This window comes from Dorea sp. AM13-35, assembly GCF_003473885.1.
Lineage (GTDB): Bacteria > Bacillota > Clostridia > Lachnospirales > Lachnospiraceae > Dorea_D > Dorea_D hominis.
Genome location: NZ_QUCZ01000002.1, coordinates 63,364 through 77,921 on the forward strand (window position 1 = coordinate 63,364; position 14,558 = coordinate 77,921).

Sequence of the window (14,558 nt, forward strand, 5' to 3'; positions counted from 1 at the left end):
TTCGTAATTACATTCATATATTTATTTAGTTTTGTTTATTCTGTTTATTCAATGCCTCTTGTGCTGTTGTAGCCGCTTCTTTTCCGCTGTACTTATCGACAATCTTCTGATAGTATGTATTAGCCTTGTCTGTCTTATTCTGTTTTTCATAGCATTGTGCAAGAAGGAGCATTGCTTTTCCATCATTGTAACCCTGGTCCATCTGCATGATCTGATCCAGATTACTGATCGCGGTATCATAATTTGCTACATCATAATTTGCTGTCGCAGTAGCAAACAATTTCTGGCACATTGTCGGATAAAGTGATGATGTAATCTGCTCAAATTGTTTCTTTCCCTGTGTGCCAAGTGTGCTCTTATTTACTTTCAGAAGCTCTGCCAGCATATCCGCATTACTCATATCACCGGCTTTGTAATGATCAGCAATGTTCATCACCGCCTCATAGCTTTCCTGTGTTGTAGCTGCGGTTGCTTTTGATTTTTTATTCTTCTTATCGGAAGAGCGGTAAGTTTCCAGTTCTTTCTTAAGTGCACTAATCTGCGCATCCTGCGTTGCGATCTGGTCACTGAACGAAGCCGTCTGTTTGTTGACAGTCTTCTGTCTTGAATTAGATACCGCCGGAAGGATCAGAAACCACATAACCGCAACACCGACTGCAAGTCCGATCAAAATATTCAGAACTGTATGCAGCCCCAGATTTTCTTTAAAATTACCGGATGCCGGCTGAATGATCGTCTCATTTCCCAGATTGTAAGAAACAAAATCTTCTTTTTTCTTATCTTTTATTCTGACAGTTCTGCTCTTTCGGATCTGATTCAGTTCATGCATATATCGAAGTGTCACCGGATCTGTCGTATCTAGCCTGTGCGCTGCACGGATCTCCTGTCTCGCCATAGAATACTGTTCATTCTTCAGATACAGAAGTGCCAGAAGCTGGCGTGCTTTTACATAACCCGGATGCGCGGCAACTGCTTTCTTAAGCTGCATGATCGCAATATCATCGCCACCCTGTCTGGCATATTCAATACTCTGGTTATATTTTTTGACTGCTTGGTTCACCTGCTCCAGCTCTCCCGGAACTTCCTGTACCTTTTTAATAAAATAATTGGCAATATTATCTTTGGATTGGAAATTCTTACTGAGAATCCATTCTACAAGTGCTTCTACCACTTCTCCTCTGCCATAATAAACAAGACCGAGAAGGTTTCTGGCTGCTACATTCGCATTATTATATTGTAAACTACGTCTGAGCGATAGAATTGCTCCGGACAGATCCCGGATATTCGCACGCTTCAGACCATCATTATACCAGTAGTTGGACTGGTACACGAGTTTCGTTGAATAATCCATATAATCCCCTTTATTTCGTCTGTTCCATCATCTCTCGTATAATGTCTGTCATATCACTTAAGTCTTCCTGATACACCGCGCCCTCGATATCTTCTACTTCCAGACTCGGCTGAAACTTCTTCACTTCTTCATCGTAATTCAGCATGATTGTTACCTCCTGCTATTCGTTCTTTTATAGCTCCCACAAGATACAAAGATCCGAGACAGTAAATCTCACTCTCTCCCCGTCTGTCATAAGCTTCCTTAAGGGCATCCCCTATATCGCTTTTAGCCACAACTTCACAGACCGTATATCTTTCAAATACTTTCTTAAGTTCTTCGGCTGACACTCTCCGTTTGTCAGGGATCTCTGTTACAATATATAACTTTGCCGGCAGATACCTGCACAGATATGCAATCATCCACTCGTAGTCTTTGTCCGCCACAGCAGAAAATACTACTATCGGCAATGGTTCCGGTTCCGGATACAAAAGGTGTATACTCTCCACAAACGCTTCGATCGCACCCGGATTATGCGCTCCGTCTACAAGCACATGCTCCGCTGCTTCTTCCATACGCCCTTCCCAGTGAATGGATGCGACGGCATCAACCCACTTCTTCCTCCTGTCCGGTTCGCTCTCACAGTTTCCTAACAGACATTCCAGTGCTTCCAGCGCAATCTGCGCATTCATTACCTGATAACATCCGCAGATTGGAACCTGCCAGATAACATCTTTATCATAAGCATTTCGCCTTGAAAATGCAATATGGTTTCTCGTAACTTCACGGATTTCGAACGCATTTTTCGAGATTTCTCTGCAAGGTGCGTGCATTTTCTCCGCCTGGCGCCGTATCACTTCCGTCGCCTCTGCCCGGCTTCCGTCAAAAATAACCGGAACTCCTTCCTTGATAATCCCTGCTTTTTCAAAAGCAATTTTCTCAATTGTATCACCCAGAATCGCTGTATGATCCAGACTGATGGATGTGATGACTGTAAGAACCGGACTTTCCACAGCATTGGTCGCATCCAGCCTGCCACCGAGTCCTGTTTCCAAAATGATATATTCTACGCCTGCCTTTTCAAAGGCTTTCATTCCCATGCCAAACAGGAATTCAAAATAAGAAGGATGTCCTTCACCTTCCTGCTCCATTTCCTGTGCTACATGATACGCTTCACAGAATACATCATAAAATGTATCATCGGAAATCTCTTCTCTGTCAATCTGTATTCGTTCATTGATCTTGATCAGATGTGGCGATGTGAAAAAACCTGTTTTTTTTCCTTCTGCCTGTAAAACAGCCTGCAGATAAGCACATACGGAACCTTTTCCATTCGTACCTGCCACATGGATGACTTTGCAGTTCTCTGCCGGATTCTGTAATTTTTCCAAATATTTTTTTGTATGCTTTAACGGATGTTTTTCCGTAAACTTGGGAAGCTCTTCGATATAATCGACAGCTTCCCTATAATTAGCCGGTATTTGATGTTTCATTATTTATCTCCGTCGGCCTGTGGTACCCAGGACTTGGTTGTATCGGTTCCTGTTCCTTTTTGTACTGTCAGTTTTCCATCCTTATAAATATATTCATCTGACTTTCTGAATACCGTATCGCTAGATCCCATCTGTACAACAGAAATCTTATCTCCATTCTTAAGCTCGGTATCATCCAGATCAATCCTTGTATTATTTAAGAAAGTGGAATCCTGTTTTTCATCATTTACATACACTTTGCTGGATTTAGTAAAGTTTTCGCCATACAGACTGTAACCTTCATCGAGATGCGGTACAACATTTTTCACTGTTACATTGCGGATTCCCATCTTCATATGTCCTTCTGTGATCGGTTTCTTGCCATTGTAAACATACTGTTTGCCATAAAGGATATCGTACTGTAAAAGCTCCAGGTCGGACAGATAATTCTTCGTCTTTCTTCTTGTCTGATGATAGTTGAACAATGTTCCGGAATGGATTCCCAGACGTTCAAATACTTCTGACATGATCTGGTAAGACGGAATATTTCTGTCCTGTTTCTTAAGTCCGATATTATCCCAGATGACATAGTTTGTGTTGTAGAGATACCGGCTCTTTAAGTCTTCTGCTTTTAAGCCCATTGTCGGAAGATGATCGCCGTAGAAAACTACAACGGTCGGTTCTTTTCTCTTCTCTACTGCCTTAATCAGGTTGCCGGCAAACTGATCCATCTCATAAACCTGATTTACATAGTATTCCCATTTATTCTTCAATGCCTCATCATCGATCCCCGATACTGTAATTCTCGGATTCTGGATTACTTTCTCTGTCGGGTAATCACCATGCCCCTGCAGGCTGACTGTAAATACGAAATCATTTTCTTTTGTTGAATCCATCGCATCCATAATATGCTGTACAAGCACGGCATCTTTCGCCCAGCCATTCTCTGTAAGCTGCAAAATGTTCATAAATTCCTTACTCGTAAAACTGTCAAATCCAATATTATTAAATACTCTCGCACGGCTGTAGAAATTACCGCCATTATTATGCAGCGCATGTGTTCCGTATCCTAATTTTCCTAATGCAGTAGCCGCACTCTCGCACGTATGATCCTTCAGCATTGTCTTATATGGATATTCTCCCGGTCCGAAATAACGTAAATTCATTCCGGTCAGCACCTCAAACTCTGTGTTCGCTGTTCCGGCTCCTACCGATGGTACCTTGAAATATCCGGTCGAATATTTCTTAAACATCTTATGAAGATTCGGGCACACATCCTGAGATGTCTTGAAAAATTCTGCATTATCTACATCGAAATAAGATTCCAGCTGAACAAATAAAATATTCGGTTTTGTCTTCTTCGTCTTTGCATTTGTGATCTTAGATTCCGTAAGTTTCCCATTCTGTCCGATCTCTTCCATCGTTTTCTTACTGTAGCCGCTCGGCTCATCAATTCCGGTGTTGAACACACTTGCCATGAAGCAGTACGGAAGTCCATAGTCTTCATATGCAAATGCGATATTTCCGAAATATGTGGATACGACTCTTTTGTCTACTGCCTGATTGGAAACAAATACATATAACACTGCACATACAACAATTCCAATCAATGCACGAACGTGGTGAATCTTTCCATCATACTGTCCGCCACGTCTCCACATAGAAATCATCCATACAACAACCGCCGCGATTCCTACGATAAATAAAATAATCTCAAATCCGTCCAGATACTTATTGATCAGTGATAATCCGTCTGATGCAATCTTCAGATCCTGTGCATTAAATGGAGTAACACGCTTTAGCAGCATATAGCCGTTTGCTATACCAAGAATCATCCAGAATATACTGACAATAATCCGGACAAACACTCTCCGCTTGAACAAATATACAATGGAAAATGTGACAAATATCATAAATGCATTATACAAAAATACCAAAGGGGATTCCGTCATATAAATCCACGCTTCTACGAGTGAATGACGGGAAATCGCCTCAATTGCGAAGTTGATGATACATGCAAGCAGTGCATGGAACACCAGCGAAAAACGATTCATAAATTTATAAACAGGCTGCATCTTCCTTGCAAATGCACTGTTGCGGCGCGCTTCAATAATTCTCGCACGCCGCTCCTTTCGTGCCTTAAAGTGGCGAATAACGTCTTCTTTTTTCAGATTCTTTAATTTGTCAATTGCACCTTTAATATCCGGTTTTTTAATATGAATTTTTTTCATAATATCCCCTTACATATCTTCTAGTTTATTTGGACTGTTTTGCTTTCAGTCCTTCCAATCTTTCAGATACCTGTGCTTTCATCTGTTTGTAAGTTTCCAGTTTCTCACGTTCTTCCTGAACTTTTGCTTCCGGTGCTTTGCTTACAAATTTTTCATTATTTAACATTCCCTGTGCACGGGCAATCTCTTTATTTAAACGAGTTTCTTCTTTGGTCAGACGTTCGATTTCCTGATCGAAGTCAATCAATTCTTCTAACGGAACATATACAGTTGCATCCGGAACAACTACGGATACTGCGTCATCTGCAATTCCTGCTTTATCTTTCTGAATAACAAGATCCAGCACAGAAGCCATCTGTTTTGCAGAATTTGTCATAAATGCAAGTCCATCGCATAATGTCTGATCTTCGCAAACTACATATGCAGTTGCTTTTCTTGAATTCGGAACGTTCATCTCTGCACGTACGTTACGGATACCACGTACAATCTCTTTGTAGTGATCTACAATGCGCTCAGCTTCCGGAAAGTTCAGAGCTTCGTCATATTCCGGCCATGCAGACATCATCAGTGACTCCTCTTCCGGAATCAGTTTGCCGTAAATCTCTTCTGTTACGAATGGCATATACGGATGCAGTAATTTCAGAGAGTCTTTCAGAACTTTTCTTAATGTCCAGAGTGCGTCATTTGCTCCCTTTGGATCTTCTTCTGCATGGTAAATACGATATTTTGCAAGCTCGATATACCAGTCACAGAACTCATCCCAGATAAAGTCATACAGCTTAGACAATGCAATTCCGAGTTCGAATTTATCCATGTTTTCTGTCACATCTTTAATCAATGTGTTGCATTTTGATAAGATCCACTGATCTGACGGATGCAAGCTGTCTTTTGCAGGTTCTTCTAATTTCTTCTCATCCAGGTTCATCATAATGAAACGTGACGCATTCCATACTTTATTTGCAAAGTTTCGGCTTGCCTCAACTCTTTCATTATAGAAACGCATATCGTTACCAGGCGCATTACCGGTAATCAGTGTCATACGCAGCGCATCTGCTCCGTACTGGTCGATGATTTCCAGTGGATCGATACCATTTCCAAGAGACTTACTCATCTTACGTCCCTGTGAATCTCTTACCAGTCCATGAATAAATACGGTATGGAACGGCGCTTTTCCAGTATGTGCATATCCTGAGAATACCATTCGGATTACCCAGAAGAAGATAATATCATATCCTGTTACAAGCACATCTGTCGGATAGAAGTAATCCAGATCTTCGCTCTGATCCGGCCATCCAAGTGTTGAGAACGGCCACAGCGCTGAACTGAACCATGTATCCAGTGTATCTTCGTCCTGTGTCAGATGTGTACATCCGCATTTCGGGCATTTTTCCGGCATACCGTGAGATACAACAACTTCTCCGCAATCATCACAGTAGTAAGCCGGGATTCTGTGTCCCCACCAGATCTGGCGAGAAATACACCAGTCACGGATATTTTCCAGCCAGTGCAGGTAAATCTTGTTAAAACGCTCCGGAACGAATTTTAATTCGCCAGTCTTGATCGCATTGATCGCCGGTTTTGCGAGTTCGTCCATCTTCACAAACCACTGCTGCTTTACCATCGGTTCAACCGTTGTGTGGCAACGGTCATGTGTTCCAACATTATGAGAGTGCGGAACAACCTTTACAAGATATCCCTGCTCTTCCAGATCAGCAACCATTGCTTTTCTTGCTTCGTAACGATCCATACCTGCATATTTACCACCATACTGTTCGTTGATCGTCGCATCATCGTTCATGACATTGATCTCCGGCAGATTATGGCGTTTTCCGACTTCAAAGTCGTTCGGGTCGTGAGCCGGTGTAATCTTAACAGCACCTGTTCCGAATTCTTTGTCTACATAATAATCTGCAACGATCGGAATCTCTCTGTCTGTCAACGGCAGAAGACATTTTTTTCCTACGATATCTTTGTATCTCTCATCATCCGGATGTACTGCGATTGCCGTATCTCCAAGCATTGTCTCCGGACGTGTTGTCGCAATCTCAAGGAAATCATCTGTTCCAACGATCGGATATTTGATATGCCAGAAGAATCCATCCTGCTCTTCATGCTCTACTTCCGCATCAGAAAGGGATGTCTTACATACCGGACACCAGTTAATGATACGGGATCCTTTATAAATAAATCCTTTCTCATGCAGGTTGATAAATACCCGCTCTACAGCCTTGGAGCAGCCTTCATCCATTGTAAAACGCTCTCTGTCCCAGTCACAGGAAACACCAAGTTTCTTTAACTGTCCTTCGATTGTTCCGGCATACTCTTCTTTCCACTGCCATGTTCTCTCTAAGAATTTCTCTCTTCCAAGTTCTTTTTTATCAATTCCTTCTTCTTTTAACTGATTGGTAACTTTTACTTCTGTAGAGATTGCTGCATGATCTGTTCCCGGAATCCACAGAGCATTATACCCCTGCATTCTCTTATAACGGATCAGAATGTCCTGCAGTGTATTGTCTAAAGCATGTCCCATATGCAGCTTACCGGTAATATTCGGTGGTGGCATTACTGTTGTAAATGGTTTCTTACTTCTGTCTACTTCTGCATGAAAATACTGGTTTTCACACCATTTTTCATATAATTTTGATTCAATCTCTTTAGGATTGTATGTGGTCTCTAAGTTCTGACTCATTGTTTCCTCCTCATAATTCCTCATAAGTTCTTATTTCACACTTTGGTCACATTTGGACAATCAAAAACGCCCTTTACACACGTAAAGGGCGACTGTAACCGCGGTACCACCTTTATTATATAGAAGAAACTCTTCCATATCTCTCATCTTATTCTTTAACGGGAACGACTCCGGGATATCCTACTTGTTCCTCTGATCTTTAAATCTACTGACCAGTTCGTAACCTGTCGTTTCAGATATCCGGCATCCAAAGCTACCTTCTGTATCTTCTGATTCTGAAACTGCCTTCCAGCCTGCGGACAGTTCTCTCTGGCAGGGAATGATACATACTCCTCTTCTTCAACGCCTTTACGTATAAACTCACTGAATATCATATCTATCGATTCTGTTTTTGTCAAGGATTTTACACAGATTTCAGAAATCCTTAAGGTTTGACTTTCACTTTTTTACTTCTTATAATAAAGTTATCATAATCGATAGAAAGAGGGAAGAAATCATGAAAAAGAAATTTACCACACTGTTAGTCGCTTTATTGCTGACAGTTCTGCTTCCTATGCCATTACCGGCACAGGCCGCTGATTCAGATGCTGATGTCTGCACACACGACTGGTCTGAATGGGAGGTAGTAAAAGAAGCAACTGTATTTAGAACCGGTACAAAAGAACGCTTTTGTTGGTATTGCGACAGCATTCAAACCAAAACAACTCCAAAAATAAAAGCATATGCTAAAATAGCACCAAAATCGCTAACGCTTTATAAGGGGAAATCAAAAAAGCTTAAAGTTTCCTATGGAAGAGGAGATTCTGTAAAAAAATGGAAATCTAGCAAAAAAAAACTGGCATCTGTCACACAAACCGGGAAAATCAAAGCAAAGAAAAACGGAAAAGTTAAAATAACTGTCACCTTAAAATCCGGGAAAAAAGCTACGTGCAAAGTACGGATCATTACTAAAAAGAGAAAAGCAAAACCGAAAAAGACTTCTGGAACCGTATATTGGACTCCTTCCGGACAAGTCTACCACAGCACCAGAAGCTGCCCTACGCTTAGCCGCTCTCGTGTTGTAAAATCAGGATCACTCGCCTCATGTCCAAAGAAAAGGCCTTGCAAAATTTGTCATTAGTATCAAAAGTTTTGAAAAGCATGAACTATATAAAGTTCATGCTTTTTAATATGTACAGCCAGCCTGTCAGTGTGAATGCGCTGAACAGGGTGGTAAGCATTACAACGCTGGAACTAAGAACGCCCTCATGTCCCATATTTTTCGCCATAACAAAACAGCTTACGGTTGTCGCTGATCCCAGCATTACCAGTATCGCCACCAGTTCTTCTCTTCGGAACCCCAATGTAATCGCAATTGGAAGAAAGATTGCTGCAAGACCGATTAATTTCATAAACGTCGCAACTGCTGCCGGTTTCACTTTTGCAAATGCCTTCTTTATATCGAAAGTAGCTCCCATTGCCATAAGCCCCATCGGCGTTGCAACACCGCCAATATTTGTTACCGTCTTCTGCATAATATGTGGCATTTTAAGTCCCAGTGCAGACCATAGTAGTCCTGCCACAATTCCCAAAATAATCGGATTTGTCACAATCCCTTTAGCTGTTCTTTTTAAAACAGCCTTATCAAGTCCACTCTGTCCCGGCTTAAAGAGGGATAACACCAATACTGCCATAATATTATAAAGCGGCACACTTCCAATGATCATAACCGGTGCCATTCCTGCATTTCCATATATATTCTGTATAAATGCAATTCCCAGAAGAGCTGCACTGCTCCTGTAGGACGCCTGAATAAATTCTCCTCTCAAAGCTCTTTCTTTTAACCCCAGTGACATAAATGATACCAATGTAATACTGAGAAATGTTGCCAGAAAACAAAACAATACAAATTTCATATTCCATACTTCGTGAAAATCGACTGTGGCCAGATCACTAAACACTAAAACCGGAAGCGGAACCACAAATACGAATTTGTTCATTTTCTGTGCAAATACATCATCAATCCATCCGATTTTGTGGAATAATAGTCCCAGGATCATAAGTAAAAAAATCGGGACGGTTGCATTTAAACTAAATATCAGATTTTCCATTTTCTCTTCTATTCCTTCTTATACAATATTATCAGGTTAAAATTCTCACATATTCTATCATATTTTTTGTCTATAAACAACGAAAAAGAGACTTCACTCTGTTTGTACACTCCATAGAAGGGGAGCATATCATTCATGCGTAAGTCTCTTTTTCATTTTCATATTATAGGGTTCTATGTTAAAAATCTACTGCGTTAATTTTTTTCGTGTACACACAGCTGTTTTGGTACATGCCAGTCCACCTATTGTTGCACACTTTAATTCTGATGGCAGGCGCTTCTCTACATCAATCAGTGCATCGATCACCTCGTCCGGCGGAATAAAGCTTCTTACTCCTGCCAAAGCCATATCGGAAGAAATATAAGCATTTGCCACACCAACTGCATTTCGCTTTATACATGGAACTTCAATCGGTGCTGCTATCGGATCACACACAAGTCCCAGCAAATTCTTCATACAAATAGCCATTGCATGCATAATTGCTTCCTTATCTTCAGTGAAAATACTGGCCATACCTGCTGATGTAATTGCACTGGATACTCCTACTTCTCCCTGGCAGCCTCCGACAGATCCTGAAAAAGACACATCACAAGCAGCCATTATAACGCCAATCAATGCACTTACAAACAGCCCGTCTTCAATCTGTTTATCTGAAAGTTGATGTACCTGTTGCAATGCAGTCATGCATCCAGGTGCAATTCCTGAGGAACCTGCAGTTGGAGCTGCGACAATACATCCCATGGAGCCATTATATTCCATAACTCCAAGAGCCATTGCTGTCGCAAGTGGAATCGTACCTCCTGAAATCGTCTCTTCTTTCTCCACTGCCTGCATCAGCATTTTTCCATCTTTTCCACTGGTAAGTCCATAGAGCAGCTGATGCTCTTCCTGTCCTTTTTCCACAGATTCTTTCATCAAAAGCCACTGTTCATGCATTCGGTCACGAATTACTTTTTCCGAAAATCCGGATCGTAAGGATTCATATCTGACAGCAGTCTCTGCCAGTGTTAAATTCTCCTTTTCAGCATATTCACAAACGCTGTCACAAGAACTGATCCATTCTACATGTCTTTTAGAGGATCCATAGGCAAGAACCGGTGACGCAAGACTTATTTTTTTCACCATGTTCTGCCCGCGAAGCAACTCAAGCATACTCTCATCCGGTTTTTCAAGAAACGTACCACACGTTACATATTCTTGTTTTTCTGAAATGCCCTGCTGTACTTCTTTTGCTCCTGCAAATGTCTCTTTTGCCAGCTCTGTTTCACTCCATACTATCACATGCCAGGTATCCGCTGTCAGGCGCATAGGAACCCGGTCAATTTCACTGATAAGAATGCTTCCGCCACCTATTGAAGTTCCAAATACGGAATATTCTTCACCATCTTTTGTATATACTGTAACTCTGGCTGAATTTTCCGGATATTTTCCTTCTTCCAGAAAATCCACCTTTGTCTCCACTCCGTTCGCATGTGCGATTGCAATTGCATCACGAATCTCCGGATCATTTTCCGACATTCCAAGCGTTCCACCAAAAAGTGCTGCATCAGAACGATGTCCATAATAAGTAGTTCTCATTTTCGGACTCAACGTCAATCTGACAGAAGCTGCTTCCACCTGTAAAATACGATTTGCCATCATTCCTATTCTGGCCATACCAGCTGTGTGAGAGCTGGACGGACCGATCATAACCGGTCCTATTATTTCAAAAATACTTGTTTCCATTTTCCTCTCCTCTTCCATTTACACAAGGCCAAACAGTCTTGGCAATGCCATAGAAATTGGTTCAATATAAGTAGTAAGTAACACAATCGGCAGATATCCGATCAGTAAAAATACGGCTGTATTTTTCATCATTTCTCCAAATTCCGCATGGCCGATTTTCATTCCGAAATACAACACACTTGCATATGGAGGTGTCAGGCATCCTGCCGATAAATTTACAACCATAATTGCTGCAAAATGCACCGGTGAGATTCCATATGCATTAATTAATGGAAGTAACAGCGGAGCACAAAGCATAATTGCTGTTGTATCATTAACAATCATTCCTACAAAAAGGAGAAATACATTTACCATCAGCAGAACAACATATTTATTATCTGTAAACCCAAGGAATACATTTACGAGCATCTGTGGAATCTGAAGCTGTGTCATTGCCTGACTCAGTAACAGGCAGAAAAAGATCATCATAAAAATAGATCCTATAGAAGATGCTGTAGATCGTAACATATTCAGTGTATTTTTTGCTTTCAATCTGCGATACACAAAGATTCCTAATAAAATTGCAAGCACCGCACATACCGACGCAGCTTCCGTTGCAGTAAAGATACCTCCGTAAATTCCTCCAAGAATAATTACAGGCATCATAAGTGCAGGAATGGATTCAATGATTACTTTTTTCTTTGATTTTGGCTTTTCTTCTGCTACTGTTTCTTCTACTACCGGAGCATTCGCATATTTTCTTGCATATACAATATTTAAAACAGAAAAGGTTATAATTGTTAAAATTCCAGGTACTACAGTTGAAAGAAAGCCTGCCAGAATACTGGTTCCTGTTGCCCAACCATAAATAATAAGAGGAACACTTGGTGGAATTAAGCTTCCCAAAATAGAGGAACAAGTCACCAAAGAAGTCGCAAATCCTCTGGAATATCCTTCTCTTCGAAGTTCTGGAATCATAATTCCTCCAAGAGCTGCTATTCCGGTGAATGCACTTCCTGAAATAGCTCCCATAATACCACAAATGACAACAACGATAACTCCGAGTGCGCCTTTAATTTTTCCTACAAATACTCTGGCAAGTCCTACCAGTTTCTCTGCCATGCCGCTTTCTGCGATTAAATTTCCTGCTATTACAAACATCGGTACTGCAAGAAGTGAGGTACTGATCATCTGTGAATATCCCCACACAAACAAAGATCTCACAGGCACATTACAAGTTGCTACCAGGAAAATCAAAGCTCCGGCAAAACAATACGGTAATGGAATACCTATCAATAACAGGATCAATAACAAGCACATACAAATTGCAAATGCAACCATTACATTCATGATCTATTTCCTCCTTCTTCCCATTTTTCTTTGAATTTAACGATATTTTTTACAGTTCCGACTAATGTATATACACACATCAGTGTCAATCCTGTAAGAATTGCCAGTTCTCCGATTGGCATAGGGATTCCAAGCACTGCACTTTTCTTTCCGATTTCCAGACTATGTATCGAATATTGTATCGCCCAGTCAAACACATATATTGCTAATGCACTGGCAACGATATTACAAACGATTTCTGTAATCTGAACTGCATGTTTATTTTTTGAAACCGCCTTCACAATTCCACATTCAATATGGGAATTCGTATATGCTGCACACGCTCCGCCAAGGAAATATACCCAAATAGTAGGAAATGTCAGTAATTCTTCAATTCCAAATAAAGGCATATTAAAAAATCGTAAAATAACCTGTAACGTCACGAGGAATACCATAAATAAAGCCAATATAGAACAAACGACTTCACAGACATTTCCAACTATGTCAAGAAAGCGTTCTATTTTTTCTCCAAGTACTTTCATCTCTTTTTCCTCCTATTGATTTTGAATCTTCTTACTCAACTTGCCCCATACGGAACCATATTCAGAACCAATTTTTGGCCATACTTTTTCCGCACATAATCTCGATAATCATCGATTACTTTATTTCCCGGTTCGTATACTTCTACACCTTTTTCTTTGAATAACTTAATGTACTTTTTCTCATTACTCTTAGCAAGTTTAAATGCTTCATCCTCAATTTCTTTTGCACTCTTCTGCACAATCTGCTTTTCCTCTGCCGACAATGTTTTCCAGGTATCCATACTCATATAGATCCAGTGACATTCCATATGCGTCTTTGTACAATACAAATATTTACACAATTCACCGTAATCGTTCCAGTACTGTTCTGCACCACCACCAGACACACCATCTACAACTCCTGTCTGTAACGCAGTAAATGTATCAGATGTCGGCAACGGTGTTGTGGAAAAGCCAATTGCAGTTCCGAACTCTTCAAACGCTTTTTGCTGAGGAACACGAATTTTCAGTCCTTTTTTTGCACCTGGGGTTTCAATATTTTTCGCTGGCTTTGTTGTCATAATTGCACCGAAATATTTAGGAATTACGGCTAAAAGTTTGATATTTTCTTTTTTCAACTGGCCGCTTACATACTGATATACCATTCCGTCATTCGAATTATACAATGCCATTGCTTCATCCCAGCTTGTTGCCAGATATGGAGCAATTTGTACAGATAACGTAGAGTTAACAGATGGCGACATCGATCCTAACATTAACTGGATTTCTCCCATACCTGCGCATTCTTGAACAACCGTATAATCACCCAGTTGGTTGTTTGGATAAATATTAATCTGTAAATTATCCATCTGACTCGTCAATTTATCCGCAAATTCATTGGCAAGTTTATCGTTATCCGTGCCTTCCGCTCTTGTGTGTGCAAATTTCCAAATTCTTTTTCCACTTTTCGTCTCGCCGGATGCATTTTGACCACTATTCGCACATCCTGCAAGAAGTCCAACCGCAAAGACGCATGCAAAAATCGCACTCAAGACTCTTTTTCTCATTCCTTGTATCCTCCTTGTTATTTTGTATTGTCTGGTTGTCTGACAACCTTACATTTAATATACATTAAATCCATCAAAAGTCAAGTAGTTATTTGAAATTGTTTCAAAAAAACATGAGTTGTCGC

At 40.7% G+C, this 14,558-nt stretch carries 11 protein-coding genes and 1 other annotated feature; of the genes, 1 reads left to right on the top strand and 10 read right to left on the bottom strand.

Annotation, left to right across the window (positions count from 1 at the left end; all coding sequences use genetic code 11):
- Positions 1–25: 25 nt before the first annotated feature.
- The 5 genes from DW152_RS03235 to DW152_RS03250 are packed head-to-tail and all read right to left on the bottom strand — an operon-like array spanning position 26 to position 7,722.
- On the bottom strand, positions 26–1,351 hold the full coding sequence (locus DW152_RS03235; RefSeq protein ID WP_117536901.1) for a tetratricopeptide repeat protein: 1,326 nt from the start codon (positions 1,349–1,351) through the stop codon (positions 26–28).
- Between the two features lie 10 nt (positions 1,352–1,361).
- Complete coding sequence (locus tag DW152_RS13545; RefSeq protein WP_021860751.1) at positions 1,362–1,496, bottom strand: hypothetical protein; 135 nt, start codon at positions 1,494–1,496, stop codon at positions 1,362–1,364.
- Positions 1,480–2,823, bottom strand: coding sequence for a bifunctional folylpolyglutamate synthase/dihydrofolate synthase (locus tag DW152_RS03240; protein ID WP_118287948.1), 1,344 nt, complete (start codon positions 2,821–2,823; stop codon positions 1,480–1,482). The genes DW152_RS13545 and DW152_RS03240 overlap by 17 nt, the downstream gene beginning before the upstream one ends.
- Positions 2,823–5,033, bottom strand: a complete 2,211-nt coding sequence (locus DW152_RS03245) for an LTA synthase family protein (RefSeq protein WP_118287949.1) — start codon at positions 5,031–5,033, stop codon at positions 2,823–2,825. Before DW152_RS03245 ends, DW152_RS03240 begins: the two co-directional genes overlap by 1 nt.
- A gap of 25 nt (positions 5,034–5,058) precedes the next feature.
- Positions 5,059–7,722, bottom strand: a complete 2,664-nt coding sequence (locus tag DW152_RS03250) for a valine--tRNA ligase (RefSeq protein WP_118287950.1) — start codon at positions 7,720–7,722, stop codon at positions 5,059–5,061.
- 81 nt (positions 7,723–7,803) lie between these two features.
- Positions 7,804–8,074: a binding site (T-box leader), on the bottom strand.
- Positions 8,075–8,218: 144 nt separating this feature from the next.
- Here DW152_RS03250 and DW152_RS03260 point away from each other — a divergent pair.
- Positions 8,219–8,842, top strand: a complete 624-nt coding sequence (locus DW152_RS03260; RefSeq protein ID WP_118287952.1) for an Ig-like domain-containing protein — start codon at positions 8,219–8,221, stop codon at positions 8,840–8,842.
- A 25-nt stretch (positions 8,843–8,867) separates the two neighbouring features.
- On the opposite strand, the gene DW152_RS03265 is transcribed toward DW152_RS03260, so the two are convergent.
- The 5 genes from DW152_RS03265 to dctP form a co-directional block, all read right to left on the bottom strand.
- Complete coding sequence (locus tag DW152_RS03265; RefSeq protein ID WP_118287953.1) at positions 8,868–9,812, bottom strand: AEC family transporter; 945 nt, start codon at positions 9,810–9,812, stop codon at positions 8,868–8,870.
- Between the two features lie 186 nt (positions 9,813–9,998).
- Positions 9,999–11,537, bottom strand: coding sequence for an L-serine ammonia-lyase, iron-sulfur-dependent, subunit alpha (locus DW152_RS03270; RefSeq protein ID WP_158570016.1), 1,539 nt, complete (start codon positions 11,535–11,537; stop codon positions 9,999–10,001).
- 18 nt (positions 11,538–11,555) lie between these two features.
- The gene (locus DW152_RS03275; protein ID WP_118287955.1) at positions 11,556–12,866 is read right to left on the bottom strand and encodes a TRAP transporter large permease; all 1,311 of its coding nucleotides are present in this window, start codon (positions 12,864–12,866) and stop codon (positions 11,556–11,558) included.
- Entirely contained in the window at positions 12,863–13,387 is a 525-nt protein-coding gene (locus tag DW152_RS03280; protein ID WP_118287956.1) for a TRAP transporter small permease, read from the bottom strand. Before DW152_RS03280 ends, DW152_RS03275 begins: the two co-directional genes overlap by 4 nt.
- A gap of 35 nt (positions 13,388–13,422) precedes the next feature.
- Positions 13,423–14,433, bottom strand: a complete 1,011-nt coding sequence (gene dctP / locus DW152_RS03285; protein ID WP_118287957.1) for a TRAP transporter substrate-binding protein DctP — start codon at positions 14,431–14,433, stop codon at positions 13,423–13,425.
- Positions 14,434–14,558: the final 125 nt, after the last annotated feature.

What these genes read in the sequence shown, in the direction of transcription:
- DW152_RS03235 (WP_117536901.1), bottom strand. Translation starts at nt 1,351, where the DNA reads ATGGATTATTCAACGAAACTCGTGTACCAGTCCAACTACTGGTATAAT.
- DW152_RS13545 (WP_021860751.1), bottom strand. Translation starts at nt 1,496, where the DNA reads ATGCTGAATTACGATGAAGAAGTGAAGAAGTTTCAGCCGAGTCTGGAA.
- DW152_RS03240 (WP_118287948.1), bottom strand. Translation starts at nt 2,823, where the DNA reads ATGAAACATCAAATACCGGCTAATTATAGGGAAGCTGTCGATTATATC.
- DW152_RS03245 (WP_118287949.1), bottom strand. Translation starts at nt 5,033, where the DNA reads ATGAAAAAAATTCATATTAAAAAACCGGATATTAAAGGTGCAATTGAC.
- DW152_RS03250 (WP_118287950.1), bottom strand. Translation starts at nt 7,722, where the DNA reads ATGAGTCAGAACTTAGAGACCACATACAATCCTAAAGAGATTGAATCA.
- DW152_RS03260 (WP_118287952.1), top strand. Translation starts at nt 8,219, where the DNA reads ATGAAAAAGAAATTTACCACACTGTTAGTCGCTTTATTGCTGACAGTT.
- DW152_RS03265 (WP_118287953.1), bottom strand. Translation starts at nt 9,812, where the DNA reads ATGGAAAATCTGATATTTAGTTTAAATGCAACCGTCCCGATTTTTTTA.
- DW152_RS03270 (WP_158570016.1), bottom strand. Translation starts at nt 11,537, where the DNA reads ATGGAAACAAGTATTTTTGAAATAATAGGACCGGTTATGATCGGTCCG.
- DW152_RS03275 (WP_118287955.1), bottom strand. Translation starts at nt 12,866, where the DNA reads ATGAATGTAATGGTTGCATTTGCAATTTGTATGTGCTTGTTATTGATC.
- DW152_RS03280 (WP_118287956.1), bottom strand. Translation starts at nt 13,387, where the DNA reads ATGAAAGTACTTGGAGAAAAAATAGAACGCTTTCTTGACATAGTTGGA.
- dctP (WP_118287957.1), bottom strand. Translation starts at nt 14,433, where the DNA reads ATGAGAAAAAGAGTCTTGAGTGCGATTTTTGCATGCGTCTTTGCGGTT.